This window comes from Mycolicibacterium phocaicum (genome assembly GCF_010731115.1).
In the GTDB taxonomy this organism is placed as follows: domain Bacteria; phylum Actinomycetota; class Actinomycetes; order Mycobacteriales; family Mycobacteriaceae; genus Mycobacterium; species Mycobacterium phocaicum.
The window spans coordinates 549,739-576,500 of record NZ_AP022616.1; the positions used below are offsets into that span (position 1 = coordinate 549,739).

Genomic DNA, 26,762 nt, shown 5'->3' on the forward strand with positions numbered 1-26,762 from the left:
TCGAGCAGCGGACATGCCCGCCGAGCAGCAGTGGCCGCCAGGCAGGTTAGTTCGATCGGCGAGAGGATCAGGCAGTGGGCGACGAGACGCCACGTCAAGAGCAGTTGGACCTGACGACCAACGGCGCGCCTGAGCAGGCCGCCCCGACGCCGGCTCCCGTGCCGGTGCAGGCAGGCCTGTTCCCTGACGAGTCTGTTCCCGACGAACTGGTCGGCTACCGCGGGCCGAGTGCCTGCCAGATCGCCGGCATCACCTACCGTCAGCTCGACTACTGGGCCCGCACCTCGCTGGTGGTCCCGTCGATCCGCGGCGCCGCCGGCTCCGGCAGCCAGCGCCTGTACTCGTTCAAGGACATCCTGGTCCTCAAGATCGTCAAGCGGCTGCTGGACACCGGCATCTCGCTGCACAACATCCGCGTCGCGGTCGACCACCTGCGCCAGCGCGGCGTCCACGACCTGGCCAACATCACGCTGTTCTCGGACGGCACCACGGTGTACGAGTGCACGTCCGCCGAAGAGGTCGTCGACCTGCTGCAGGGCGGTCAGGGCGTGTTCGGCATCGCGGTCTCGGGTGCCATGCGTGAACTGACCGGTGCCATCGCCGACTTCCCGGGCGAACGGGCCGACGGCGGCGAGTCCATCGCGGCACCCGAGGACGAGCTCGCATCACGGCGCAAGCAGCGTGACCGCAAGATCGGCTGACCCCACCAACGCACGAGCAACGGCCCCTTTCCACGCGGAGAGGGGCCGTTTGCTGTCCATTCGTGGCTGTTGGTGACCGACCGGTAGACTGGCGCGCGCATCGTCCCGACGCGGGAGAGTTCTGTGGCCGCCAGCCATGGACGCCGAAGGAGCAATACCTCTCCATCAACCTCTCAGGCCCCCGGACCGCGCCGGAGCCCGATGCCTCTGGAAAGCGGCGAGCAGCGACTCGCCCGCCCATGGGGAAAGGCCGACCACTGTCGGGCCGAATCTCTCAGGCACCGACGACAGAGGGGGAGGGAACGCCCCAACGTCTGGAGAGGCCGTCATGACCGACAGCACGTCCCGTTCCTCTGCTGAGCACCACCAGCTTCGCTTCGTCGACCGGCACATCGGCCCGGATGCCGACGCGGTGGCCACCATGCTCGGGGTCATCGGCGTCGACTCGCTGGAAGAGCTCGCCGCCAAGGCGCTGCCCGCGGGCATTCTCGACGCGCTGTCCAGCGCCGGCCTGGCCCCCGGGCTCGACGAGCTGCCGGCCCCGGCGTCCGAAGAGCAGTCGCTTGCCGAGCTGCGCGCACTCGCCGAGACCAACACCGTCGCGGTGTCGATGATCGGTCAGGGTTACTTCGACACCCTGACCCCGGCCGTGTTGCGCCGCAACATTCTCGAGAACCCGGCCTGGTACACGGCCTACACGCCGTACCAGCCGGAGATCAGCCAGGGCCGGCTGGAGGCCCTGCTCAACTTCCAGACCATGGTCACCGACCTGACCGGCATGGAGATCGCCAACGCCTCCATGCTCGACGAGGCCACCGCCGCGGCCGAGGCCATGACGCTGATGCACCGCGCCGTCAAGGGCGACTGCCGTCGCCTGGCCGTCGACGTCGACATCTACCCACAGACGGCGGCCGTGCTGGCGACCCGCGCCGAGCCGCTGAACATCGAGATCGTCACCGCCGACCTGCGCGACGGCCTGCCCGAGGGCGAGTTCTTCGGCGTCATCGCCCAGGTGCCGGGGGCCAGTGGATGCGTCAATGACTGGAGTCGACTGGTCGAACAGGCCCATGAGCGCGGCGCGCTCGTCGCGCTCGGCGCCGACCTGCTGGCGCTGACGCTCGTCACCCCGCCCGGGGAGATCGGCGCCGACGTCGCGTTCGGCACCACGCAGCGTTTCGGGGTGCCGATGGGCTTCGGCGGTCCGCACGCCGGCTACCTGGCCGTGCACGGCAAGCACGCCCGCCAGCTGCCCGGGCGCCTGGTCGGCGTCTCGGTCGACGCCGACGGCGCCAAGGCCTACCGGCTGAGCCTGCAGACGCGTGAACAGCACATCCGCCGTGACCGGGCCACCAGCAACATCTGTACCGCCCAGGTGCTGCTCGCGGTGATCGCCGCGATGTACGCCAGCTACCACGGGCCGCGCGGCCTGACCGCCATTGCGCACCGGGTGCACGGCCACGCCCTCGCGGTGGCCATGGGCCTGAAGGAGGCCGGCGTCGAGGTCGTCCATGCCGGGTTCTTCGAAACCGTCCTGGCCCGCGTGCCCGGCAAGGCCGAGCAGGTGCAGGCGGCCGCCAAGGACCGCGGCATCAACGTCTGGCTGGTCGACGCCGACCACATCTCGGTGTCGTGCGACGAGGCGACCACCGCCGATCACATCGACGCGGTGCTCGCGGCGTTCGGCGCGACCCGCGGCGGCCACCACTGGAACGGCCCGGAAATCCATACGCGCACTTCGGAATTCCTCACCCACCCGGCCTTCTCGCGGTACCGCACCGAGACCGAGATGATGCGCTACCTGCGCTCGCTCGCCGACAAGGACATCGCGCTGGACCGCAGCATGATCCCGCTGGGCTCATGCACCATGAAGCTCAACGCGGCCGCCGAGATGGAACCCATCACCTGGACCGAGTTCGCGCAGCAGCATCCGTTCGCCCCGGCCTCGGACACCCCGGGCCTGCGCAAGCTGATCGCTGACGTCGAGTCCTGGCTGGTCAGCATCACCGGCTACGACTTGGTGTCGCTGCAGCCCAACGCCGGCTCGCAGGGGGAGTACGCCGGTCTGCTGGCCATCCGCGCCTACCACGAGGCCCGCGGCGAAGCCGGCCGCAACATCTGCCTGATCCCGTCGAGCGCGCACGGCACCAACGCCGCGTCGGCCGCCATGGTCGGCATGAAGGTCGTCGTCGTGGCGTGCCGGGAGAACGGTGACGTCGACCTGGACGATCTGCGCGCCAAGGTCGCCGAGCACGCCAGTGACCTCGCCGCGCTGATGATCACCTACCCGTCCACGCATGGGGTCTACGAGCACGACGTCGCCGACATCTGCGCCGCGGTGCACGACGCCGGCGGTCAGGTGTACGTCGACGGTGCCAACCTCAACGCGATCGTCGGGCTGGCCCGGCCCGGCAAGTTCGGCGGCGACGTCAGCCACCTGAACCTGCACAAGACGTTCTGCATCCCGCACGGCGGTGGCGGTCCGGGCGTCGGCCCGGTGGCCGTGCGCTCGCACCTCGCGCCGTACCTGCCCGGCCACCCGTTGGCCGCCGAACTCGCCGACGATCACACCGTGTCGGCGGCGCCGTACGGCTCGGCGTCGATCCTGCCGATCACGTGGGCATACATCCGGATGATGGGCGCGGCGGGCCTGCGCGCGGCCACGCTGACCGCGATCGCCTCGGCCAACTACATTGCACGCCGCCTCGACGAGCACTACCCGGTGCTGTACACCGGCGAGAACGGCATGGTCGCCCACGAGTGCATCCTGGACCTGCGGGCCATCACCAAGGCCACCGGCGTCACCGTCGACGACGTGGCAAAGCGCTTGGCGGACTACGGTTTCCACGCGCCGACCATGAGCTTCCCGGTGGCCGGCACGCTGATGGTCGAGCCCACCGAGAGCGAGAGCCTCACCGAGGTCGACGCCTTCATCGCCGCGATGATCGCGATCAAGGCCGAGATCGACCAGGTCGGTTCCGGTGAGTGGCCGGCGGACGACAACCCGCTGCACAACGCGCCGCACACCGCCGAGTGCCTGCTGGTCGACGAGTGGAAGCACCCGTACACCCGCGAGCATGCCGCCTACCCGCTGGGCAAGGGCTTCCGGCCGAAGGTGTGGCCGCCCGTGCGCCGCATCGACGGCGCGTTCGGTGACCGCAACCTCGTCTGCTCCTGCCCGCCGATCGAGGCTTTCGCCTAGTCACGGTCTGTGCAAAAACGTCCCGCTCAGAGCTTCTGAGCGGGACGTTTTTGTACGTACGCAGCGGCGTGTCGCGTACAGACACGGCCGCTCGCGAAAAGGAACCAGCTAGGGCAGGGCAGCGGCGACGGCGTTGGCCAGTTCCGGCGTCACCGAGGTCGGCATGCCGGTGAATGTGCCGCCGGTGAGCTGCGCGACGGCCTGCCACGTCGAGCCGTCCGAGTCGCCACCGATGTCGATGACGTTGACCGCCACCGGGCGGGCCGGATCGAACGCCGACTTGATGTAGTCCTGCAGGCCCTGGCCGTCCAGTGACTGGTCGGTGTGCGGGCCGGACGTGATCAGCAGGATCGAATTCGCCTGGCCGTCGACGTATTTCGAGATCGCGTCGCCGTAGAGCATGCGCAGCGTCGTGAACGAGACGTGACCGCCGCCCGACGAGCTCTGGTTGTTCAGGTTCGAGATCAGCTGCGACGCATGCGCCTGGTCGCTCAGCGGAGCCGCCGGAATCTCGTTGCGGCCCGACACCCCGTCGAACGTCCACAGCCCCACCGAGCTGTTCGGCGACATCGCCTTGAGCCGGTCCATGAGCGCTGTGGTCACATTGCCGAGCCGGGTCTTGGCGCCGTCGCTGGTCGGCATCGACTGGTCCAGCATGATCGTCACGGCGGCGGCCTTCGACGTGCCGCCGACGGCATTGGCCAGCGTGGCGCGCGTGCCCGTGTCGCCGACCGACAGGGCGTCGGGCAGGGAGCCGAGGTTCACCACGTCGTTCTTCGGGGGATTGCCGCCGTCGACGCGGAAGCCGGCCTTGGACAGCTCGGCGAGCTGTTCGGGCTTGCGCAGGAAGCGTTCGAACTCGCTGGCCGCGGTGACCGCCTCGTGCGACAGGCCCTCGCCGGCGAGCAGCACGGCCGGGTAGTCGGCGACCGCCGGCGCGCCGGGTGGCAGCCAGGCCGCCAGCTTGCCCTTGGCGTTGTCGGTGTGTTGCGACCGCTGGTAGAGCTGCTGTTCGGTGGTGACGACCGCGTGCACCGGCGCCGTGGCCGGGTCACTCGCGGAGATCAGCGCGTCCAGCGCCGTAGAGGCCTTCGGGTCCGCGAGCTTCGGCTGCGCGGCCGTCAACCGGTGTACCGCACCGGCACCGGCGTTGACCGGACCACCATCGGCCGCCGCGGCGGCGACGGCCTCGGCGGCCAGATACGCCGCGTCACTGTTGTCGGCGGTCGGCACGGCGAGCCGCAGCGAACCCCAGCCGGGCAGGCTCAGGCCGTCCAGCGCCGTCGGCGTCGTCTGCAGGGCCGGCAGCGTGCCCCAATTCTGCTGTGACAGCGCATCTTTGAGCTGCGGCCGGACCGCCAACAGCACTGGCGAGGTCGCCAGCGACTTGGCGTCACCGCTGACCGCCTGCTCACCGGCGCCGGCCACCAGCCGGGCTGCCGACACCGAGCTGGCCGGAATCCACAACGCGGGCCGGGGCCCGAGGTTCGACGGCCACTTGTTCACCACGCCGTCGACGACGGTGGTCGGATCGCTCGCCTTGACCTCGACCTTGACGCACTTGTCGCCGATGGGTGCGGCGGACTGGCTGTACTTGCCCGCCAGCGAGTTGAGCGCGTCGGAGATCGACGGGTCGGCCAGCACGGGGACGCTGACCGAGCCGGACACGCACCGCGCCGAGGCCTCGCGGCTGCGGTCGGACAACACGCTGCCGAAGAATCGCCACAGGATCACCGCGGCGACGACGACCACGACGGTCACGAGCGCGGCGATGACGCCGACGCTGACGCCGCGGCGCTTGGTCTGGATGGCCCGGTGGCTGCCGGTCCATTCACCACCCTCCCAGTCGCCGCCGTGCGAGCGGACCGAAGCCCGGCGCGGGACGGACGGGAACGCCTGCGTGATGCTGTCGGCGCCGGTGAGGTCGGGCTGGTCCGAGTAATCGGGTTCGCCGTAGTCGGCGTTGGGCTCGTCGGTCTCGTACCGATCGCCGTTGTCGGCCGGCGGCGTGGCGGGGGATGGGGTCGCAGCACGCGGGGTGTCGGCAGCAGACATCCCATGCATCTCGGCCCAGTCGTCCGGCACCCGGAATCCCATCGCGCCGGTCGCGGTGTCGTCGGCTTCCGGGATGTCCGGCGACAACGCGTCGTAGTCAGAGATCGCGTCGTCGCGTGACTCGTCGGCGTTCGAATCGTCGTCGTCGGGAGCTCTGTGCCTACCCATTGGTGTCTGCTCCTGGTGTCGGCGTGCAATCGGCGGACCCGTGTCGAGTGACGCGGGCCCGCCGAATTTTAATCAACGATGATGGGAGAGTTGACCGTTCACGAACCGGCGTGTGCGGCCTTGAACTCCCGCCGGCGCCGATGCAGGATCGGCTCGGTGTAACCGTTGGGCTGTGCGCAACCCTCGAGGATCAGCTCCTGCGCGGCCTGGAAGGCGATGCTGCCCTCCGGGTCCGGGGCCATCGGCAGGTACGCCGGATCGCCCGCGTTCTGCTCGTCGACCACCGCGGCCATGCGGCGCAGGCTCGCCTTCACGTCGTCCTCGGTGATGACGCCGTGCCGCAGCCAGTTCGCCAGCAGCTGGCTGGAGATGCGCAGCGTCGCGCGGTCCTCCATGAGGGCGATGTTGTGGATGTCCGGCACCTTGGAGCAGCCGACACCCTGGTCGATCCAGCGCACGACGTAGCCGAGGATCGACTGGCAGTTGTTGTCGACCTCTTCGTGGATCTCTTCGGGCGCCCAGGCCAGTTCCTTGGCCAGCGGGATGGTCAGCAGTTCGGCGCGGGTGGTGCGCTTCTTGCCGGCCAGCTCTTCCTGCACCTCGCGCACGTCGACCTGGTGGTAGTGCATGGCGTGCAGGGTGGCGCCGGTGGGCGACGGCACCCACGCGGTGGTGGCACCGGCCTGCGGCTGCGAGATCTTCTGCTTGACCATCTCGGCCATCAGGTCGGTCATGGCCCACATGCCCTTACCGATCTGGGCGCGGCCGGCGAGGCCGTCGGCCAGACCGGCGTCGACGTTGGCGTCCTCGTAGGCCTTGATCCAGGTCTGGGACTTCATGGCGCCCTTGCGGACCATCGGGCCCGCCTCCATCGAGGTGTGGATCTCGTCGCCGGTGCGGTCCAGGAAGCCGGTGTTGATGAACACCACGCGGTCGGCGGCGGCCTTGATACAAGCGTTGAGGTTCACCGTGGTGCGGCGCTCCTCGTCCATGATGCCGACCTTGATGGTGGCCGCGGGCAGGCCAAGGACGTCCTCGACACGGCTGAAGAGCTCGCAGGTGAACGCGACCTCTTCGGGGCCGTGCATCTTGGGCTTCACGATGTAGATGGAGCCGGTGCGGCTGTTGGTCAGCTCGCCGTTCTCCTCGGACGACTTCAGGCCGTGCATGGCGATCAGGCTGGTGAACAGCGCGTCCTGGATGCCCTCGGGGATTTCGTTGCCGTCGGCGTCCACGATGGCGTCGTTGGTCATCAGGTGACCGACGTTGCGGACGAACAGCAGGCTGCGACCCGGCAGGACCAGTTCGCCCTCGCCGTCGGGCGTGGTGAAGACGCGGTCCGGGTTCAGGGTGCGGGTGAAGGTCTTGCCGCCCTTGCTCACCTCTTCGGTCAGGTCGCCCTTGTTCAGGCCCAGCCAGTTGCGGTAGCCCAGCACCTTGTCGTCGGCGTCGACGGCCGCGACGGAGTCCTCGAAGTCCATGATCGTGGTGATCGCGGACTCCAGCACGACGTCCTTGATGCCGGCCTTGTCGGTCGAGCCGATGGGCGACGACGGGTCGACCAGAATCTCGATGTGCAGGCCGTGGTGGACCAGCAGCACCGACCACGCCGAGTCGCCGAGCTTGCCGGTGTAGCCGACGAACTCTTCGGGGTTGGCGAGGCCGGTCGACAGTCCGTCGCCGAGCTCGGCGACCAGCTGGTGCTCGTCATCGATCTTCAGACCGGTGATGTCGGCCCACGAGCCGGACGCCAGCGGGACGGCCTCGTCCAGGAAGCCGCGGGCGTAGGCGATCACCTTGTCGCCGCGCACCTTGTTGTAGCCGCCCTTGCCGGCCTCGGCGCCGCCCTCGTCGGAGATGACGTCGGTGCCGTACAGCGCGTCGTACAGCGAGCCCCAGCGGGCGTTGGCGGCGTTGAGCGCGAACCGGGCGTTCAGGATCGGCACGACCAGCTGCGGTCCCGCGGTGCTGGTGATCTCCGGGTCCACGCCCGAGGTCCGGATGCAGAACTCGCCCGGCTCCGGCTGCAGGTAGCCGATCTCGGTGAGGAATTCCTCGTAGGAGTTCTTGAACTCATCGGTGTCGACGGGATCGATGACCCGGGCCCGGTGCCACTTGTCGATCTGCGCCTGCAGATCGTCGCGGCGGGCCAGCAGCTCCTGGTTCTTCGGGGTCAGGTCGGTGACGACCTTGTCGACACCCGCCCAGAAGCTGTCCGGATCGACCCCGGTGCCGGGGAGAGCCTCGTTGGTGATGAAGTCGTGCAGTACGCGGGCCACCCGCAGATTTCCCACCGTCACACGATCAGTCATTTTCTTCTTCCTCCTAAGCAGCCCACACGGCGACCATCCACTTTACCCGTGGGTAACCGCAGCTCACCGGTGTGTCGGCCAATGAGAACCCGGTCACACCGTCATTGCGGTGCCGAGCCGGGCAAACCGATGGCCGGGACACCGGGCGTGTGCAGGCGTCCGGCCAGCCACGGCAGGGCCGCCGCGAATACCTCTGCGGCACTGGGGAACGTGTGGTCACCGCCGTGCGGGACCACCGAGCACTCGATACCGGCGGCGCTCACCAACGCGCACATGTAGGTGGCGACGGCGGTGTGGCTTTCCGGATTGTCCGGCGGCTGCACATTCGTCGGCGCGCCGGCCTGTGCGGGTTGATACACCACCGGCCCGTTCTCCGACACCGCGAACCAGCCGGCGACGCCGGTGTACGGGCCGTGCGCCCGCACCACGGTCGCCGGATCGAAATGGGCGAATGCCGCCGCGTCACCGCCGAACAGCCGCGCGATGGTCTGAGGTTCCGAGCCGGCGTTGGGCCCGACCTGGCCGTCCATGTCGACGAAGGTCTGGAACAGCTCGGGGTGCACGACCGTGGTCATCACCGCGCACGTGCCGCCGGCGGACCAGCCGACGATGCCCCACCGCGACGGGTCCGGGCTTGCCGAGAACGTCGAAGTGACAAACGGCACAACATCTTTGGTGAGATGATCGGCGGCCATACCGCGGGGCCCGTTGACGCATTCGGTGTCGTTGGAGAACTGGCCGCTGGTGTCGACGAAAACCAGGATCGGCGCGTTGCCGCCGTGGGCGGCCGCGAAATCGTCGGCGGTGCGCTGGGCGCCGCCCGCCGTCGGCCAGTCGGCAGGCCACCCGAACTCGCCGCCCACCATGACCACCGCCGGCAGCTGCGGGGCGTCCTTGGCGAACCAGGCGGGCGGCAGGTAGACCAGCTCCGGACGGGCACGGAAGCCCGACGCGGTGGTGGGGATCTGCACCGACACGAGGACACCGCGGTCCGGATGTTCGCCGGAGCGGCGCATGTTCAGTGCGGTCTCCAGGTCGATCTCGCCGCGCAACTCGGCGCCGGTGGCGCGCTGCCACAGGGCCTCGACCGTCGGCAGGTAGCCGGTCCACGTGTTCACCGCCAGGCCCGCGCACACGGCGCACAGCGGCACCACGGCGACGGCCACCGCCCGGCGCCACCAGTGCAGGCCAGGCCACCCCGCGACGGCCACGACGAGTGCCACCCCGGTCAGCACGATCCACACCCACAGGGATGTCGGGGCCGGCCCGCCCGCGAGGCCCTGGTCGGAGATGAACCAGCTGCACGCGAGCGCCAGGACGACACCGGTACCGACGGCCACCGGGAGCCACAGCCGCAGCCAGCGCGGAGACCGCCGCCCGACGGCGACGACGAGCGCCAGCACCGTCACCACCTGGATCAGGGTCGGCAGCCAGCCGTCGAGCAGGCCGATGTTCATTCGGCGTCCCCGAGGTCCGCCGGCGGCGGGGGCGCGGGCTGCTGATGATGCGGCGCCTCGGTCTCGCCCGCGGTCTGTTCGGCGGTCGAGGTCACCTCTTCGCTGCCCGAGCCCGACTGCTCGGTGTCGGTGTCGTCGGAGTGCGAACTGGCCGTCGACGTCGGTGTGGTCGACGTCGGGGTCGCGCCGGGGCAGGTGTTCGGCGCGGGCACCCCGTTGAACCGGTCGGTGATCCAGCCCAGCGCGTCGGCTTCGTCGGGCTGGACGTAGTCGATGACGTCGCCCATGGCGCAGGCTCGTTCGACGGCCGCCGCGGTCTGTTCCGGCGGCACCAGCCCGTCGGGTGCTCCCGGGGTGATCAGCATCGGCGCGGCGGCCGGCGCCTGCGGCAGCGTCGCCTTGCGCAGATAACCGCGCAACGCATCGGCCGCGGCCGGTGTCGTCGGGCCGAGGTCGTTCGGCCCCAGCGAATCCAGTACGCCGGTGCGGTCGGCGACCGCCGGGCCGCGGCAGGCCGACAGCGTGTCCCAGTGGTCGCGGGCGGCGCCGCGGCGGTAGTCCTCGATGGGGAATCCGGGGTAGGCCTGCGGCATGATCGCGAGGTACTGCTGCAGCATCAGCTGCTGGTCGCGGTTCAGGTTCCCGCCGGCCGACGCGTCGGCCAGCCATTCCAGCGCCGCGGTCGGGGCCAGCGCGACGGCACCCTGCGGACGGAGGCCGCCGCCGTAGTCGGTGGCCAGCTCGGCGGCCGCCCAGGCCGCCTGTCCGCCCTGCCCGGTGCCCACCGCGACCCAGTTGGTCGACGCGGCAGAGACCAGTTTGCGCGTCGCCCGCGCCAGGTCGATCAGGTTGAAGCCCTCGGTCGTGGAGTCCAGATACGGGTGATAGGTCTCGTCGAGGCCGATGCCCTGATAGTCGGTGATCGCCACGAGGTAGCCGGCGCCGACCATGAGCCGCACGGTCGGCAGCAGGCCCAGCAGGCTCGGCGACGACGACGGCGCGCAGTCGGACTTGATGCCGCTGCCCGGGTTGGCGAGCGCGATGATGCGCCAGCCGCCCTCGGGCGGCTGGCCCTTCGGCAGGAACACCGAGCCCGTCACCTTCGGGTGACTGTCGTTGATGCCCGACGTGGAGACGTAGGTGATCCGCGCGGAGATGGCGGTCAGCCCGGCCAGTTCGGGGTCGACGGTCGTCAGCGGCTGCGCGGCGACGAGCGTGCCGGGGCCGGCGCCGCTGTAGTCGCCCGGCAACACCTGACCGCTGCGCTGCGTGCCGCGCCCGGGCGCCTCGTCGGAGCAGCCGGCGACGGTCAGCACGGCAGCCAGGGCCGCGGCCGCGATGCGCAGCATCCGCCGGGCCGTCACAGCAGGCCGCCGTCGGTGTCGTATTCGAGCAATGTCCGGCACGCGGCCAGTAGCGAGTCCCGCAGCGGCACAGCGAGATTGGCGATGTCCTGCTGACGGCGCACATACTCGGCGCGGCCCGCGGGGTCCTCGATGGCGATGGGCTCGATGCCGTAGTCGCTCAGGTCGTACGGGCTGGCCTGCATGTCGAGGACGCGTGCGTCCGCCGCGAGGTCAAGGCAATCCATCAACAGATTCGACTCCAGCAAAGGTCCGAGCTTGTAGCTCCATTTGTACAGATCCATGTTCGCGTGCACACAGCCCGGCTGCTCGGTGGCCGTTTGGGCGTGTCGCGTCAGGGCATCTGCGTTCCGTGGAACAGCGGCGTCGGTGAAGAACCGGAAGGCGTCGAAATGGCTGCACCGCAACGGCATCGACTCGACAACGGCATCGGTGTCCGCCGCGCTCAGCCGCAGCGGCACCTGCGCGTGCCGTACCTCGGGAGCGCGGTACACCATGGCCCATTCGTGCAGGCCGAAACAGTTCAGCCGCGCCGGGCGCGCGGCCGTCGCAGCCAACAGGTCGGCGACGAACCCGACGGTCTCGCGGCGGGTGGCGAGGTACTCGGGCGTCACCGTCACGGCGTCGCCGCGCCCGCCGTACCCGGCCCGGTCGGCGAATCGCAGCGCGCCGGGGCCGGTCAGCGCTCGGCCGAAACCCGGGTGCCAGCGTCGCAGCTGCCGGGGTTTGAGGCTGTAGTACGTGAACAGGAAGTCCCACACCGGGTGCGGCTCGCCGGCCCGCATCCGTCGCTCGTGTGGCGCCAGGAAGGCGTCGACGCGGTCGAGGTAGCGCTGTTCTTGCGGTGCCCAGTCGTCCTCGCCCAGGACCCGAAGTGGCGCGCACACCGTGTCAGACACGGTGGGTACCGTCACGCACCACGCCGACGAGGTCTTCGACCAGGTCTTCCAGCGCCACCATCGCGGTGACGTAGCCGTCGGTCGTCACCAGCGACAGGTGACTGTTGTTGCGGCGCAGCCACGACAGCGCGTCGGCCACCGGCAGCGTCGAGGCCACCATGGGCAGCGGGCGCACCATGGACCGGTCGAGCACCGCGTCGTTGTCGTCCATGCACGGCAGCACGTCCTTGATGTGCAGGTAGCCGAGGTAGGCGCTGTGCCCGTCGGTGACCGGGAACCGGGAGTAGCCGGTCTCGCGCAGTGCCTGGGCCACCGCACCCACCGTCGGGCCGGTACCGGGCGCGGCGATCGGCACCGCGCGGATGTCCTGCAGCGGTATCGCGACGTCCTTGACCGTCCGGGTCCGGATGTCCAGCGCGCGCTTGAGCCGGACGTGTTCCTCGGCGTCGAGCAGCCCCTCCGACAGCGACTCGGTGAGCATCTCGGACAGTTCGACCGACGAGACCGTGACGTCCAGTTCGTCCTTGGGCTCCACCCCGAGCAGGCGCAGCGTGCTGTTGGCGCACCAGTTGTAGAAGATGACGAACGGCCGGGCGATGCTCATGTAGACCAGATACGGCGGGATCAGCAGCATCGCGGCCTTCTCGGGCCCGGCGATGGCGATGTTCTTGGGCACCATCTCGCCCAGCAGTACGTGCACTGTCACCACGATCGCCAGGGAGACGCCGAACGACACCGTGTGCAGCACCGTGTCGGGCACGCCGACCGCGTCGAAGGGCTCCTCGAGCAGGTGCGCGACGGCCGGTTCACCGACGCGGCCCAGCAGGATCGAGCAGATGGTGATGCCGAGCTGAGCGCCGGCCAGCATCATCGACAGTCGCTCACCTGCCCGGAGCACGGTGACCGCGCTGCGCTTGCCCTGTTCGGCCAGCGCCTGCAACCGGTCGCGCCGCGCCGAGATGAGCGCGAACTCGGCGCCCACGAAGAACGCGTTGGCGCCCAGCAGCACCATGGTCAGCAGGATGCCGAGGACGTCATTCATGGTCGGCTCCCGACTCCTCGGCGCCCAGCTCGGTGAGTTCGAGCTGGTCGATGCGCCGGCCGTCCATCCGGATCACGGTGGCCTTCCAGTGCACCGGGTCCAGTTCGGGATTGTCCGGGTCGAATTCGGTCAGGACGACGGTGTCGCCGACGTCCGGGATGTGGCCGAGCTCCTTGAGCACCAGGCCGCCGATGGTCTCGTAGTCGCCTTCGGGCGCGCGGAACGGGGTTTCGGTGTCGACCTCGTCGATGCGCATCAGACCGGACACCAGCCAGCCGTCGCGCACCTCGACGACGTCGGGGGTGGCGTCGTCGTGTTCGTCGCGGACGTCGCCGACGATCTCCTCGATGAGGTCCTCGACGGTGACCATGCCGGCGGTGCCGCCGTATTCGTCGACCACCAGTGCGGTCTGGACGCCGTTGGCCCGGATCTGGGTCATCACCGCATCACCGTCGAGGGTCGACGGCACCGTCGGGACGGGCCGGGCCAGCTGCGCCAGCCGGGTGCCGGCCCGCAGCTCGACGGGTATCGCGAAGACCTGTTTGACGTGCACGATGCCGACGGTCTCGTCGAGGTCGCCGGCGACGATCGGGAAGCGCGAGAACCCGGTGCGGATGGCCGTCTCGATGAGGTCGGCGACGGTGTCGGTGACCTCCAGCGACTCGATCATGGACCGCGGCGTCATCAGCTCCTCGGCGGTGCGGCCGCCGAATTGCAGGGAGCGGTCGATCAATTCGGCCGTCTGCGGGTCCAGTGATCCGCTCTCGGCGGAGTTGCGCACGAGCGCCAGCAGCTCCTGCGCGGACCGCGCCGAGCGGAGTTCCTCGGCGGGCTCGACCCCGAGCCGGCGCAGCACCCAGTTGGCGGTGCCGTTGGTCAGCTTGATCACGGGGGAGAAGACGAGGGAGAAGAACCACTGCAGCGGCACGGTGGCGCGTGCGGTCGGTACCGGCCGGGCCACGGCGAGGTTCTTGGGCACCAGTTCGCCGAACACCATCGACACCGACGTGGCGATCAGCAACGCGAGCGTCAGGGCCACCGCGTCGGTGAACTTCTCGGGCAGTCCGACGGCGCGCAGCGGACCGTGCAGCAGCCGCGCCACCACGGGCTCGGCGAGATAACCGGTGATCAGCGTCGTGATCGAGATGCCGATCTGGGCACCCGACAACTGGAAGGACAGGTTGCGGTGCGCGGTGCGGACGATGCCGTCGCGGCGCCCGCCGTCGCGGGCGTTGGCCTCGACGGTGCTGCGCTCGAGCGCGGTCAGGGAGAACTCGGCGGCGACGAAGATCGCCGTCCCGAGGGTCAGCAGGATGAACGCGGCCAGGCTCGCGATGGTCAGCGCGGTGGTCACCGTGCACCACCGCTCGGGGCGCCGGGCTGACGGCCCGGCCGGCTACTGGGAGGTTCGGAGTCGATAGACTCGGGACCCGGCTCGGGGAGTGCCTGATCGGCCTGGCACGCTCCCGCCTGGCTCGGGACGGTCAACGCCCCAACGGGTGCCTGCGGCACGTGCTCCCTTTCGCTGAATCGGTATCGACGGCCGACCGACGCCTGCTGCGTTCGGCGGCCGTAGGCCAATGGTAGCTGGTCGGCCCTTTCGGACCTGCTCACCAACCCGTCGGCAGCGGGTGCCCTTCGGCGAATCCCGCGGCCGACTGCACCCCGAGCACCACCTTCTCGTGCAGTTCGGCCAGGTTTGCCGCGCCGACGTAGGTACACGTGCTGCGGACGCCGGAGGTGATGTGGTCGAGCAGGTCCTCGACGCCGCCGCGGACCGGGTCCAGCGCCATCTTGGACGACGAGATGCCCTCTTCGAACAGGGCCTTGCGGGCGCGGTCGAACGCACCGTCACCGGCCGTGCGCGCTGCCACCGCGCGCTTGGAGGCCATGCCGAAGCTCTCCTTGTAGACGCGGCCCTCGCGGTCCATCAGCAGGTCGCCGGGCGACTCGTACGTGCCGGCGAACCACGAGCCGATCATGACGTTCGAGGCACCTGCGGCCAGCGCCAGTGCCACGTCGCGCGGGTGCCGGACGCCGCCGTCGGCCCACACGTGGCCGCCGAGTTCCTTTGCCGCCGCGGCACATTCGACGACGGCGGAGAACTGCGGACGGCCCACGCCGGTCATCATGCGGGTGGTGCACATGGCGCCGGGGCCGACGCCCACCTTGACGATGGACGCGCCGGCGTTGATCAGGTCGCGGGTGCCGGCGCCCGACACCACGTTGCCGGCCGCCAGCGGCAGGCCGAGATCCAGCGCGGCCACCGCCGACAGGGCGTCGAGCATCTTGGCCTGGTGCCCGTGTGCGGTGTCGACGACCAGGACGTCCACGCCGACTTCGGCCAGCGCCCGCGCCTTGGCGGCGACGTCACCATTGATGCCGACGGCCGCCGCGATCCGGAGCCGGCCCTGGGCGTCGACGGCGGGGGTGTAGATACCGGTGCGGATGGCCCCCGTGCGGGTGAGCACACCGGCCAGCGAACCGTCGGCGTTGGTGAGCACCGCGACACCGGTCTGGGAGTGCTCCAGCAGGTCGAACACCTTGCGGGGTTCGGTGCCCGCCGGCGCGGACACGAAATCGGTGCTGGCCACGTCGCGGACCCGCGCGAACCGGTCCACTCCGGCGCAGCCCGCCTCGGTGACCAGGCCGAGCGGCCGGCCGCCGTCGAGGACCACCGCCGCGCCGTGGGCCCGCTTGTGGATCAGGGCCAGCGCGTCCGAGACCGCGTCGTCGGGGGCGAGCACGACCGGGGTGTCGACCACCAGGTCGCGGCTCTTGACGAAGTCGACGGTGCCCCGGACCGCATCGATGGGCAGGTCCTGCGGCAGCACGACGATGCCGCCGCGACGGGCGACGGTCTCGGCCATCCGGCGGCCCGCGACCGCGGTCATGTTGGCGACGACGATCGGGATGGTGGTGCCCGTGCCGTCGGTGGTGGCCAGGTCGACGTCGAAGCGGGACGTCAGTTCCGAGCGCCCAGGGACCACGAAGACGTCGTTGTAGGTCAGGTCATACGGGGGCCGGTGGCCGTCGAGAAACTGCACGCCTCCAGCCTAGGCCTCGACCTCGGTACGGTCGCCGCTCCAGAGGGTGTGGAACTTCTTGCCCTCGGGCGCGTCGGTGCGGCCGTAGGTGTGGGCGCCGAAGAAGTCGCGCAGGCCCTGCGTCAGCGCGGCGGGCAGCCGTTCGGTGCGCAGCGCGTCGTAGTACGACAGCGACGACGCGAAGCCCGGGACCGGGATGCCCAGCTCGGTGGCCGTCACGACGACGCGGCGCCAGCTGTCGATGCCCGACTCGACCGCGCTGCGGAAGTACGGCGCCGCCAGCAGGGTGGCGAGTTCCGGTTCGGCGTCGAACGCGTCCTTGATCCGGTTCAGGAACTTGGCGCGGATGATGCAGCCGCCACGCCAGATGGTGGCCAGGTCGCCGGGCTTGACGTTCCAGCCGTATTCGGCGCTGCCGGCCTCGATCTGGTTGAAGCCCTGCGCATACGCGACGATCTTGGAGGCGTACAGCGCCTGCCGCACGTCCTCGATGAATTTCGTGGCGTCGCTGGGCTTTTCGCCGAGGTGGCCCGAGGCCAGGCCGACCGTCGCGCGCCGCTGCGGCACCGAGCCCGACAGGGCGCGGGCGAAAACGGCCTCGGCGATGCCGGTGATGGGGATGCCGAGGTCCAGCGCCGACTTGACGGTCCAGCGGCCGGTGCCCTTCTGCTCGGCCTCGTCGACGATGACGTCGACCAGCGGCTTGCCGGTCTTGGCGTCGACCTGCTTGAGCACCTCGGCGGTGATCTCGATCAGGTAGCTGTCCAGGTCGCCCTTGTTCCACTCGGCGAACACGTCGGCGATCTCGCCGGCCGCCATGCCGAGGCCGTCGCGCAGCAGCTGGTAGGCCTCGCCGATGAGCTGCATGTCGGAGTACTCGATGCCGTTGTGCACCATCTTGACGAAGTGGCCGGCGCCGTCGGGACCGATGTGCGTGCAGCACGGGACGCCGTCGACGTGCGCGGAGATCTCTTCGAGCAGCGGCCCGAGCGAGACGTACGACTCGGCGGGCCCGCCCGGCATGATCGACGGGCCGTTGAGTGCGCCCTCCTCGCCACCGGAGATGCCTGCGCCGACGAAGTGCAGGCCGCGCTCGCGGATGGCCTTTTCGCGGCGGATGGTGTCGGTGTACAGCGCATTGCCACCGTCGATGATGATGTCGCCGGGCTCCATGGCGTCGGCGAGCTCGTTGATGACGGCGTCGGTCGGGTCGCCGGCCTTGACCATGATGATCACGCGGCGCGGCTTCTCGAGCGCGTCGAGGAACTCGGCGATGGTCTCGCTGCGGACGAACTTGCCCTCCGCGCCGTGCTCGGCCAGCAGCGCGTCGGTCTTGGCGACGGAGCGGTTGTGCAGCGCGACGGTGTAGCCGTGGCGGGCGAAGTTACGGGCGAGATTGGAGCCCATGACGGCCAGGCCGGTGACCCCGATCTGGGCGGTAGCGGTGGTTGATTCCGGGTTTCCCGACGAGCTCACGGCTGGCCCTTTCGTTGTTTGGTTGTGGCGCACAGCATTTCGGACCGGCCGGGGCCGGCGCGGCGTCATCCGCCACCGAAGGGAGATGCTGCCAGTCGCAAAGTCTACGAGAAGAACAACCGGTGCAATTCAGTGAGCCAGGGCACTGCCACGGCGACGGTCGGTACGACCAGGACGGCGGCGGCCGCCAGGTACGCGGCGGCGGCCACCCACGAGCTGTTGGGTTCGCCGGCCAGGCGCTGCACCCGCAGGACGGTGGTCGGCCCGCCGGCGGCGAGGGCGCCCTTGGGCGCCCGCCCGGACGCGCAGGCCACGAGGGCGCGGGCCAGCGGCGTGGGGCCGGTGGCCCGGACGGCGGCGTCGTCGGCGAGCAGTTCGATGAGGAAGCGGACCGCGTCGAGGGCGCTGGCGCTCCGGACGAAGCGGGGGAAGGCGGCGTGCACGGCGATGAACATCTCGAGCACCAGGTCGTGTCGGGCGCGCAGGTGTGCGTGTTCGTGGCTGAGGATGGCGGCGATCTCGCTGTCATCGAGGTGCTTGAGCGCACCTTCACTGAGCACGACGCGGCTGCGGACGCCGGGCAGGCAGTAGGCGAGGGGCTGCTGGACGTCGAGGATGCGCAGGCCGTGGCCGATCAGATGCCGGGCCTGGGGTGCGGGTGCGGTGTCCCGCGAACAGTCGAGGAGGTCGACGATCATCCGGTGGTGGGCGCGCCGCCGCCGGGTCGCGATGGCGACCTGGACGAAGGCGATGGCCAGGCGCGCGCCGACGACGAGGGTCAGCGCGAAGACCGCGACGTGCGTGATCCACAGCGGCCAGCCCATGACGCTGATCTCGCTGGTCGCGGTGGTTGTCGGCTTGCCGTCTGGGCCGGGCGCGAAGAGCCTGCTCGCGACGGCGATACCGGCGCTGAACGCGGACAACACCGCGGCGATGGCGATGGATTGCCACAACACGATCGCGGCCCGGGGGGCCCGCTGTGGCCACGAAGCGCGTGCCAGCAAGTCGGGGACCGGCCCGACCAGCATCAGCGCTACGAAGGAGAAGGCCAGAGCGGACACGCGCTTAGTGTCTCTCAGGCGGTGCCGGAATTGCCAGTCGCCGGTGGGATTCGGTGCTTGGCTTCCAACTCATCGAGGGCGCGCCGGAGCGCGTCGGCCTCGTCGACGCCGACGCGTTCGACGAAATGCACCAGCGCCGCGACGCGGCTGCCGGAGTCCGCGGCCTGGTCGAGGGCGTCGACCATCAGCCCGGCGACCAGCTCGTCGCGGCCGTGGGTAGGTGCGTAGCGGTGCGCGCGGTCGTCACGATGCTGGACGACCAGATTCTTCTTCGCCAGGCGCTGCAGCACCGTCATGATCGTGGTGTAGGCCAGGTCCCGGCGCTCCGCGAGGGCTTCATGCACCTGACGCACGGTCTGTGGCTCACGCGAGGACCACAGGTGGTCCATCGCCTCGCGCTCAAGCTCGCCCAGTCGCGTCAATTTCGCCATGTCCTATTTCACTCTTTCGGCAGTGTTTCCAGGGTACTACGCATTTACTACCGTGCGTCGTATCCATTTCGGATGTTCTCCCCAACGCCCCGGCGGAGCGTTGGGGTTCCCGGTCAGGGCCATTTTTCGGCCACTTGTGAGTCCCGTCACAGCGGTTTACATCTCGCGGGTCGTCACTATAGTAAGGCTAACCTAACCTAAGGATGTGTTCATGCCCTCCGCTGTGATTGACCCACTGATCGCCACGATGGACATCCGCCGGATGCTTCCTCTGCACGAGTCGAGCCGCCGGCTGCGCGAGTTGTGCCCCGGCGATCCTCGGGTCTACGGCGTCGCGGTGATGGACGACATCTCACGGCGCCGGTGGTGGCCGCTCGCCGAAGCCGTGACGGGTGACCGCCTGCAGACGATGTACGACACGGCGGTAGGCGACACCGGCAGCGAGGCGGTGGCTGCCCAGCAGGTGGCGGCGATGCTGGCGCACGTCGTCGTCGGACGGGTCGTGCCGCTGCTGGTGTTGGAAGGCCGGGCCTGGGATCCGGGCCTGGAGAACCTGTGGGTCCACATCGACTCGGAAGGCGGCATCGACTGGGTCGGCGTCGCGGACCCCACGCTGCGGGTGCTGCCCGGGGACCCGGTGTTCGGCGGCCGGGGCGTGCCGGCGACGCGCCGGATCGGGGAGGGCGTCGTCGCGTTCCCCGGCGAGGAGGCGCTCGCCACGTGGTTGGCCCACCGGTGCCACCGCGCGCTGAATCCGCTGTTCGCGAAGCTGTTCGACGTCAGTGGTGGCCTGCTGGCGGTGTCGGCGATGTGGCACATCGTCGGCGCGTCCGTGGTCAGCACGGCGACCCAGGTGCCGCTGTTGGCCGGGGTGGGCGAGGCCGACGGTATGCGGCGCGCGCAGGCGGTGCTGGACACCCTCGTCGGGTTTGGTGTGCCGGTGCGCGGGCTCGATCGGGTGCAGCTGGCAAGGGCTTGCTAATTAGGCAAGCCTTGCCTATTCTTTAGGAGTCGAAAGACCACCGGACCGCGCCGGAATCCTGAGGGCTGCAGTGATTCCCGGTCCATTCGAAGAGCAGGCCCCGCACCATCGGTGCGGGGCCTGCTCGCTTTCGTGCCACCCGGGTGTCCAGACCGCCGCCGCCGGCGCTCGTGTAGACAGCTATTCGTGACGACATCTGCGCCTGAGGGCCTGGGCAAGGGCTTTGACAACGAAATCGGACTGACCTACCTGGAGATCACGCCGGACGGTGGCCGCGCCCAGCTGACCATCACCGACAAGATTCTGCAGCCGTGGGGGATCGTGCACGGGGGTGTCTACTGCGCCATCGTCGAGGGCCTGGCCAGTGTGTCCGGCCACGTCTGGCTCGCCGAACACGGTGGCGGCACCGTCGTCGGCGTCAACAACAACACCGACTTTCTCCGCGCGCTCAAGGCCGGAACCGTCACCGCCACCTCGATGCCGATCCACCGGGGCCGGCGCCAGCAGTTGTGGCTCGTCACCATCACCGACGAGGACGATCGGCCCGTCGCGCGGGGTCAGGTGCGGCTGCAGAATCTCGAGGGCTGAGCCCCCGGGGTGCGGTGAGGGGCCGAAAACTCCCGCCCGACATGCCATTCCCGGCGTGCCGTGGCAATATCGCCCCTTATGCGTTTGACGCCGCATGAGCAAGAACGCCTGCTGATTTCGTACGCCGCCGAACTGGCGCGCCGACGGCAGGCCCGAGGGTTGCGCCTCAATCACCCCGAAGCCGTCGCGGTGATCACCGATCACTTGATGGAGGGCGCCCGCGACGGGCGGACCGTCGCGGAGCTGATGGCCAGCGGCCGTGAGGTGCTCAGTCGCGACGACGTCATGGAGGGGGTCCCGGAGATGCTGCCCGACGTCCAGGTGGAGGCCACCTTTCCGGATGGCACCAAACTCGTCACCGTCCACTACCCGATCGCCTGAGGCCCGACGATGACCGAGCGCGCGACTGCCGAAGGAACGGGGCTGGTCCCCGGCGAAATCCTTTATGGCGACGGCGATATCGCCATCAATGCCGGTGCGCAGCGGCTGACCCTCGACGTGGTGAACACCGGCGACCGGCCGGTGCAGGTCGGCAGCCACGTGCATTTCCCGCAGGCCAATTCCGCGTTGGACTTCGACCGGGCCGCGGCGCACGGCTACCGGCTCGACGTGCCGGCGGGCACCGCGATCAGATTCGAACCCGGTGTGGCCCAGCGGGTTGCCCTGGTACCGCTGGGTGGGACGCGTGAGGTGTACGGGCTGTCGCTGACGCCGCCCGGAAAGCTGGATGGCTGATGAGCGCTCGCGCGACGAACGGACGGCACGTATGAGTTCCCTATCCCGCGCCCGGTATGCGGCGCTCTTCGGGCCGACGACGGGCGACCGGATTCGCCTGGCGGACACCGATCTGCTGATCGAGATCACCGAGGACCTCAGTGGCGGTCCCGGGCTGTCGGGCGACGAGGCCGTCTTCGGCGGCGGCAAGGTGCTGCGCGAGTCGATGGGCCAGGCGCGTACGACGCGGGCCGACGGTGCGCCGGACACCGTGATCACCGGCGCGATCATCATCGACTACTGGGGAATCATCAAGGCCGACATCGGGATTCGGGACGGCCGCATCGTCGCCATCGGTAAGGCCGGCAACCCCGACATCATGTCCGGGGTGCACCCCGATCTGGTGGTGGGGCCGTCCACCGAGATCATCGCCGGAAACGGGCGCATCCTCACCGCGGGCGGCATCGACTGTCACGTCCACTTCATCTGTCCGCAGCTGCTGGAGGAGGCGATCGGCGGCGGCATCACCACCATGATCGGTGGCGGCACCGGGCCGGCCGAGGGCAGCAAGGCCACCACCGTCACGCCCGGCGCCTGGCATCTCGGGCGGATGTTGCAGGCGCTCGACGGCTGGCCGATGAACATCCTGTTGCTCGGCAAGGGCAACACCATCAACCCCGACTCCATGTGGGAGCAATTGCGCGGTGGCGCAGCCGGTTTCAAGCTGCACGAGGACTGGGGCACGACACCGGCCACCATCGACGCCTGCCTGCGGGTGGCCGAGGAGGCCGACGTGCAGGTGGCGCTGCACTCCGACACCCTCAACGAGATGGGATTCGTCGAGGACACCCTGGCCGCCATCGCCGGCCGGGCCATCCACGCGTACCACACCGAGGGCGCCGGCGGTGGCCACGCGCCCGACATCATCACGGTGGCCAGCCATCCGAACGTGATGCCCAGCTCGACCAACCCGACGCGGCCCCACACCGTCAACACCCTCGACGAACACCTCGACATGCTGATGGTGTGCCACCACCTCAACGCCGCAGTGCCGGAGGATTTGGCGTTCGCGGAGAGCCGGATTCGGCCGTCGACCATCGCCGCCGAGGACCTGCTGCACGACATCGGCGCCATCTCGATGATCGGCAGTGACAGCCAGGCCATGGGGCGCATCGGTGAGGTGGTGATGCGGACGTGGCAGACGGCGCACGTGATGAAGAAGCGCCGCGGGCCGCTGCCCGGCGACGGCGCGGCCGACAACAACCGGGTCCGCCGCTACGTCGCGAAGTACACCATCTGCCCGGCGGTGACCCACGGTATCGATCACGAGCTGGGTTCGGTGGAGGTCGGCAAACTGGCCGACCTGGTGCTCTGGGAGCCCGCGTTCTTCGGCGTCCGTCCGCACCTGGTGCTCAAGGGCGGCGCGATCGCCTGGGCGGCGATGGGCGACGCCAACGCCTCGATCCCGACGCCGCAGCCTGTCCTGCCACGGCCGATGTTCGGCGCGCACCCGACGGTGGCGGCGGGTCTGGCGGTGCACTTCGTCTCGCCCACCGCGATCGAAGACGACCTCGCGGCCCGACTCGGCTTGCGGCGCAGGCTCGTTCCGGTCAAGAACGTCCGTGGCCGGGGCAAGGCAGACCTGCCGCTCAACGACGCCATGCCCGACATCCGCGTCGATCCCGACACCTTCACCGTCCGCATCGACAGTGAGGTCTGGCAGGAACAGCCCGCCGCCGAGCTGCCCATGGCGCAGAGATACTTCCTGTTCTGATGGATGGTGGTTTGGCCACCCTGCTGGCGCTGGCGGATTCGCGGTTGCCGACAGGCGGGCACGTGCACTCCGGTGGCATCGAGGAGGCGGTCACGAGCGGACTGGTGACCGGCGTCGTGACATTGCGGGCGTACCTGCGCCGGCGGATCCGGACCCAGGGGCTCGTCACCGCCTCGATCGCGGCGGCGGTCCACAGCGGGCTCGACCCGGTGGCCGCCGACCACGAAACCGACGCGCGCACACCGGCTCCCGCCGCGCGGCAGGCTTCCCGGGCGCAGGGGCGTGGGCTGGTCCGGCTGGCGCGCCGGGTCTGGCCCGAAACGGACTGGGTCCCGTTGGGTACCCGCCCGCACCTCGCGGTGGCCTCGGGTGTGGTGGGTCGCGTCAGTGGCCTCGACCCCGAACGGACTTGCGCCACAGTCGTTTACACCACCATGACGGGTTCGGCGACGGCAGCGCAACGCCTGCTCGCGCTCGACCCCGCCGACGTCGCGGCGCTCACCTTCGAGTTGTCGGGGCTGTGCGACGTCACCGCAGCCGAAGCCGCGAAGGGCATCGCCGACCTGTCCGATCCACTGCTCGACGTCCTGGCGCAACGCCACGCCGGCCGCGACCGCCCCCTGTTCGCCTCCTGAACCGAAAGGTCAACCATGTCACCACATTTCATCGACGGTCAGCCGCACCATCACCACGACCGGCCCAAGCGCGAGCGGCAGCCCGGTGAGCCGTTGCGCATCGGCGTCGGCGGCCCCGTCGGCTCCGGCAAGACGGCGCTGGTGGCGGCGCTGTGCCGGCAGCTGCGCGACGAACTGTCGCTGGCGGTGCTGACCAACGACATCTACACCACCGAGGACGCCGACTTCCTGCGCCGGCACGCCGTGCTGCCCGACGAGCGGATCGCCGCGGTGCAGACCGGCGGCTGCCCGCACACCGCGATTCGCGACGACATCACCGCGAACCTCGACGCCATCGACGATCTCATCGAGGGCAACGACAAGCTCGACCTCATCCTCGTCGAGTCCGGGGGAGACAACCTGACCGCGACGTTCTCCTCGGGTCTGGTCGACGTGCAGATCTTCGTCGTCGACGTGGCCGGCGGTGACAAGGTGCCGCGCAAGGGCGGGCCCGGCGTCACGTACTCGGATCTGCTGGTGGTCAACAAGACCGATCTCGCGCCGATGGTCGGCGCCGACCTGGACGTCATGCGGCGCGACGCCGGACAGGTGCGCGGTGACCGCCCGACGGTGCTCATCTCGCTCACCGAGGATCCGGCGGCGTCGTTGGTGCAGGCCTGGGTACGCGAACAGCTCGCCGGCGCCGGGGTCACGAACGCCTGAGTCATGCACACCCAGGTTCTGATCGTCGCGACCGCCGGCCGGGGCCCGCGCATCGAGTGCGTCGGTGGTATCGCCGCGCGTCGCACCGCCCCCGACGCCGTCCACCTGGTGTCCACGGCGGCAACGCCGTTGGGCGGTGACACCATCGACGTGCGCGTCATCGTGGAGGCGGGTGCCCGGCTGCAGGTGCGCAGTGTCGCCGCGATGGTGGTGCTCCCCGGTGCGACGACGACGCAGTCGCGCTCGGGTTGGGAGCTCGAGGTGGCGGGGGAGCTCGATCTCGACCCCGAGCCGACGGTCATCGCCGGCGGCAGCAGTCATCAGGCGACGACGCGGTTGCAGATCGCCGAGGCGGGCCGGGTGCGGCTGCGCGAACGGGTGCAGGTCGGGCGTGCCGGCGAACAGCAGGGCTTCTGGGAGGGCACACTGCACGTCGATCATGATGCGCTGCCGGTGGTGCGGCACCGCGTCGAACTCGGTGCCGGTGCGGTGGGCGACGACGAGATCGCCACCTCACGCGCCTATGTCAGCGAATTTCGGTACCCCGAAAGCGATTTCGGCGTGGTTCGCACCGCCGAGCGGTACGAACCGCGCCGAAATCGGGTGGTCATGGCCCTGGCCGACGGGGGTTGCCTGTCGGCGTGGCAGGGACCGCGTCTCTAGTCAGGAAGCCACCGGGTCGGGGGTGGCTTGCACAGACGATGCGATCTCCTCCAATTCGCCGATTCGGGTGCGGGCGTAGGCCTGCTGCTCGGTGATGGTCAGCTGACCGCGCTGACGGCTCATGAACGTCACCGTCCACGACAGCAGGGTGGCGATCTTGGTCTTGAAGCCCACCAGGTAGATCAGGTGCAGCCCGAGCCAGGCCAGCCAGGCGATGAAGCCGCCGAATTCGAGCTTGGCCTTCTCACCGAGCGGGATCTGCGCGACGGCGTTCCACTTGGAGACGGTGGCCATCGAGCCCTTGTCGAAGTACGAGAACGGTTCGCGCGGCTTGGGTTTGGTGCCGTGCGCGCGGGCCTTGGCCTCGTTCTTCAAGATCGCGGCGACGTGCTTGCCGCCCTGGATGGCGCCCTGCGCCATGCCCGGGACACCGTCGACGAAGGCCATGTCGCCGACGACGAAGACGTTCGGGTGGCCCGGGACCGAGAGGTCCGGGTTCACCTTGACGCGGCCGGCCCGGTCGATCTCGACGTCCGACTGGTTGGCCAGGTCGCGGCCCAGCGGGCTGGCCTGCACGCCGGCGGACCACACCTTGCATGCCGACTCGATGCGCCGGATGGTGCCGTCCTTGTCCTTGACGGTGATGCCGTTGCGGTCGACGTCGGTGACCATGGCGTTGAGCTGAATCTCGACGCCCATCTTCTCGAGCCGGTTCTTGGCCTTCAGGCCCAGCTTCTCGCCCATGGGCGGCAGCACCGCGGGCGCGGCGTCGAGCAGGATGACCTTGGCCTCGGACGGGTCGATGTGCCGGAAGCTGCCCTTGAGCGTCTGGTCGGACAGCTCCTGGATCTGGCCGGCCATCTCGACGCCGGTCGGGCCGGCGCCGACGACCACGAAGGTCAGCAGCTTCTTGCGGCGCTCGGGATCGCTCGACCGCTCGGCCTGCTCGAACGCACCCAGGATGCGGCCGCGCAGCTCGAGCGCGTCGTCGATGGTCTTCATGCCCGGCGCCCACTCGGCGAAGTGGTCGTTGCCGAAGTACGACTGACCGGCGCCGGCGGCGATGATCAGGCTGTCGTACGGCGTGCTGTAGGTGTGGCCCAGCAGGATCGAGTCGACGGTCTGGTTCTCCAGGTCGATGTGCGTCACGTCGCCGAGCAGCACCTGGGCGTTCTTCTGCTTGCGCAGGATCAGTCGGGTCGGTGGGGCGATCTCACCTTCGGAGATGATGCCCGTCGCCACCTGATACAGCAGCGGCTGAAAGAGGTGGTGGGTGGTACGGGCGATCAGCTTGATGTCGACATCAGCGTGCTTGAGGGCTTTGGCACTGGTCAGGCCACCGAAGCCCGAACCGATGATGACGACCTTGTGGCGATCCGTTGCCGTAGCTCCGGGGTGAACCATGTTGAGGGGCTCCTCGACGTACTACTACAAGACTGTTTACATCCACCAGGCTAGTCGTAGCTGAATCGATCAATGCAGTGAGATGCCC

The 26,762-nt window shown here is 69.6% G+C and carries 22 protein-coding genes and 1 riboswitch; of the genes, 10 read left to right on the forward strand and 12 right to left on the reverse strand.

From position 1 onward, the window contains the following. The first annotated feature begins 74 nt into the window (after positions 1-74). The gene (locus G6N46_RS02665) at positions 75-701 is read left to right on the forward strand and encodes a MerR family transcriptional regulator (protein ID WP_020100160.1); all 627 of its coding nucleotides are present in this window, start codon (positions 75-77) and stop codon (positions 699-701) included. Between the two features lie 101 nt (positions 702-802). Further along, positions 803-900: riboswitch (glycine riboswitch) on the forward strand. 129 nt (positions 901-1,029) lie between these two features. Continuing rightward, positions 1,030-3,900: an aminomethyl-transferring glycine dehydrogenase gene (gcvP, locus tag G6N46_RS02670; protein ID WP_138249416.1), complete on the forward strand. Its 2,871-nt coding sequence runs from the start codon at positions 1,030-1,032 to the stop codon at positions 3,898-3,900. 108 nt (positions 3,901-4,008) lie between these two features. Here the strand turns inward: gcvP and G6N46_RS02675 are convergent, their stop codons facing one another. The 11 genes from G6N46_RS02675 to G6N46_RS02725 all read right to left on the reverse strand — a co-directional run bounded on the left by G6N46_RS02675 (position 4,009) and on the right by G6N46_RS02725 (position 19,212). Next, positions 4,009-6,123, reverse strand: coding sequence for a VWA domain-containing protein (locus G6N46_RS02675; RefSeq protein WP_138249415.1), 2,115 nt, complete (start codon positions 6,121-6,123; stop codon positions 4,009-4,011). Between the two features lie 98 nt (positions 6,124-6,221). Beyond that, the gene (locus tag G6N46_RS02680) at positions 6,222-8,435 is read right to left on the reverse strand and encodes a malate synthase G (RefSeq protein WP_138249414.1); all 2,214 of its coding nucleotides are present in this window, start codon (positions 8,433-8,435) and stop codon (positions 6,222-6,224) included. 101 nt (positions 8,436-8,536) lie between these two features. Continuing rightward, positions 8,537-9,892: an alpha/beta hydrolase gene (locus G6N46_RS02685; protein WP_138249413.1), complete on the reverse strand. Its 1,356-nt coding sequence runs from the start codon at positions 9,890-9,892 to the stop codon at positions 8,537-8,539. Beyond that, positions 9,889-11,256, reverse strand: coding sequence for a lipase family protein (locus tag G6N46_RS02690; protein WP_135355714.1), 1,368 nt, complete (start codon positions 11,254-11,256; stop codon positions 9,889-9,891). Before G6N46_RS02690 ends, G6N46_RS02685 begins: the two co-directional genes overlap by 4 nt. Then, positions 11,253-12,155: a 3-methyladenine DNA glycosylase gene (locus G6N46_RS02695; protein WP_407665072.1), complete on the reverse strand. Its 903-nt coding sequence runs from the start codon at positions 12,153-12,155 to the stop codon at positions 11,253-11,255. The genes G6N46_RS02690 and G6N46_RS02695 overlap by 4 nt, the downstream gene beginning before the upstream one ends. Next, positions 12,148-13,197, reverse strand: coding sequence for a hemolysin family protein (locus G6N46_RS02700; RefSeq protein ID WP_135355716.1), 1,050 nt, complete (start codon positions 13,195-13,197; stop codon positions 12,148-12,150). Before G6N46_RS02700 ends, G6N46_RS02695 begins: the two co-directional genes overlap by 8 nt. Beyond that, a complete protein-coding gene (locus tag G6N46_RS02705) occupies positions 13,190-14,551 on the reverse strand; it encodes a hemolysin family protein (RefSeq protein WP_135355717.1) in 1,362 nt (453 codons plus the stop codon). The genes G6N46_RS02700 and G6N46_RS02705 overlap by 8 nt, the downstream gene beginning before the upstream one ends. A gap of 256 nt (positions 14,552-14,807) precedes the next feature. Then, complete coding sequence (locus G6N46_RS02710) at positions 14,808-16,244, reverse strand: GuaB1 family IMP dehydrogenase-related protein (RefSeq protein ID WP_138249411.1); 1,437 nt, start codon at positions 16,242-16,244, stop codon at positions 14,808-14,810. A 9-nt stretch (positions 16,245-16,253) separates the two neighbouring features. Further along, positions 16,254-17,720 carry an NADP-dependent phosphogluconate dehydrogenase gene (gene gndA, locus G6N46_RS02715; RefSeq protein ID WP_135355719.1) on the reverse strand — a complete coding sequence of 489 codons (1,467 nt, stop codon included), beginning with the start codon at positions 17,718-17,720 and terminating at the stop codon, positions 16,254-16,256. 104 nt (positions 17,721-17,824) lie between these two features. Continuing rightward, positions 17,825-18,781, reverse strand: a complete 957-nt coding sequence (locus tag G6N46_RS02720; RefSeq protein WP_135355720.1) for a M56 family metallopeptidase — start codon at positions 18,779-18,781, stop codon at positions 17,825-17,827. A 14-nt stretch (positions 18,782-18,795) separates the two neighbouring features. Further along, a complete protein-coding gene (locus G6N46_RS02725) occupies positions 18,796-19,212 on the reverse strand; it encodes a BlaI/MecI/CopY family transcriptional regulator (protein WP_133427524.1) in 417 nt (138 codons plus the stop codon). A gap of 211 nt (positions 19,213-19,423) precedes the next feature. Between G6N46_RS02725 and G6N46_RS02730 the strand changes: the two genes are divergently transcribed. From G6N46_RS02730 to G6N46_RS02765, 8 genes are all read left to right on the forward strand, one after another. Further along, complete coding sequence (locus G6N46_RS02730) at positions 19,424-20,194, forward strand: iron reductase (RefSeq protein WP_133427523.1); 771 nt, start codon at positions 19,424-19,426, stop codon at positions 20,192-20,194. A gap of 186 nt (positions 20,195-20,380) precedes the next feature. After that, positions 20,381-20,782 carry a PaaI family thioesterase gene (locus G6N46_RS02735; RefSeq protein ID WP_135355721.1) on the forward strand — a complete coding sequence of 134 codons (402 nt, stop codon included), beginning with the start codon at positions 20,381-20,383 and terminating at the stop codon, positions 20,780-20,782. Positions 20,783-20,860: 78 nt separating this feature from the next. Next, positions 20,861-21,163, forward strand: coding sequence for an urease subunit gamma (locus G6N46_RS02740; RefSeq protein ID WP_135355722.1), 303 nt, complete (start codon positions 20,861-20,863; stop codon positions 21,161-21,163). Between the two features lie 42 nt (positions 21,164-21,205). After that, entirely contained in the window at positions 21,206-21,517 is a 312-nt protein-coding gene (locus G6N46_RS02745) for an urease subunit beta (RefSeq protein ID WP_064857634.1), read from the forward strand. 31 nt (positions 21,518-21,548) lie between these two features. Next, the gene (locus G6N46_RS02750) at positions 21,549-23,270 is read left to right on the forward strand and encodes an urease subunit alpha (RefSeq protein ID WP_138249410.1); all 1,722 of its coding nucleotides are present in this window, start codon (positions 21,549-21,551) and stop codon (positions 23,268-23,270) included. Beyond that, positions 23,270-23,905, forward strand: a complete 636-nt coding sequence (locus G6N46_RS02755) for an urease accessory protein UreF (RefSeq protein WP_138249409.1) — start codon at positions 23,270-23,272, stop codon at positions 23,903-23,905. Before G6N46_RS02750 ends, G6N46_RS02755 begins: the two co-directional genes overlap by 1 nt. Positions 23,906-23,920: 15 nt before the next feature. After that, positions 23,921-24,607, forward strand: a complete 687-nt coding sequence (gene ureG / locus G6N46_RS02760; protein WP_138249408.1) for an urease accessory protein UreG — start codon at positions 23,921-23,923, stop codon at positions 24,605-24,607. A 3-nt stretch (positions 24,608-24,610) separates the two neighbouring features. After that, a complete protein-coding gene (locus G6N46_RS02765; protein ID WP_138249407.1) occupies positions 24,611-25,270 on the forward strand; it encodes an urease accessory protein UreD in 660 nt (219 codons plus the stop codon). Here the strand turns inward: G6N46_RS02765 and G6N46_RS02770 are convergent, their stop codons facing one another. Continuing rightward, a complete protein-coding gene (locus G6N46_RS02770) occupies positions 25,271-26,674 on the reverse strand; it encodes a type II NADH:quinone oxidoreductase Ndh (RefSeq protein ID WP_133427517.1) in 1,404 nt (467 codons plus the stop codon). Positions 26,675-26,762: the final 88 nt, after the last annotated feature.

Bases quoted from the DNA above. Each gene is read 5' to 3' on its own strand.
- gcvP (WP_138249416.1), top strand. From the start codon at position 1,030: ATGACCGACAGCACGTCCCGTTCCTCTGCTGAGCACCACCAGCTTCGC.
- ureG (WP_138249408.1), top strand. From the start codon at position 23,921: ATGTCACCACATTTCATCGACGGTCAGCCGCACCATCACCACGACCGG.
- G6N46_RS02685 (WP_138249413.1), bottom strand. From the start codon at position 9,892: ATGAACATCGGCCTGCTCGACGGCTGGCTGCCGACCCTGATCCAGGTG.
- G6N46_RS02770 (WP_133427517.1), bottom strand. From the start codon at position 26,674: ATGGTTCACCCCGGAGCTACGGCAACGGATCGCCACAAGGTCGTCATC.
- G6N46_RS02740 (WP_135355722.1), top strand. From the start codon at position 20,861: ATGCGTTTGACGCCGCATGAGCAAGAACGCCTGCTGATTTCGTACGCC.
- G6N46_RS02725 (WP_133427524.1), bottom strand. From the start codon at position 19,212: ATGGCGAAATTGACGCGACTGGGCGAGCTTGAGCGCGAGGCGATGGAC.
- G6N46_RS02750 (WP_138249410.1), top strand. From the start codon at position 21,549: ATGAGTTCCCTATCCCGCGCCCGGTATGCGGCGCTCTTCGGGCCGACG.
- G6N46_RS02755 (WP_138249409.1), top strand. From the start codon at position 23,270: ATGGATGGTGGTTTGGCCACCCTGCTGGCGCTGGCGGATTCGCGGTTG.
- G6N46_RS02730 (WP_133427523.1), top strand. From the start codon at position 19,424: ATGCCCTCCGCTGTGATTGACCCACTGATCGCCACGATGGACATCCGC.
- G6N46_RS02680 (WP_138249414.1), bottom strand. From the start codon at position 8,435: ATGACTGATCGTGTGACGGTGGGAAATCTGCGGGTGGCCCGCGTACTG.
- G6N46_RS02675 (WP_138249415.1), bottom strand. From the start codon at position 6,123: ATGGGTAGGCACAGAGCTCCCGACGACGACGATTCGAACGCCGACGAG.
- G6N46_RS02765 (WP_138249407.1), top strand. From the start codon at position 24,611: ATGCACACCCAGGTTCTGATCGTCGCGACCGCCGGCCGGGGCCCGCGC.
- G6N46_RS02700 (WP_135355716.1), bottom strand. From the start codon at position 13,197: ATGAATGACGTCCTCGGCATCCTGCTGACCATGGTGCTGCTGGGCGCC.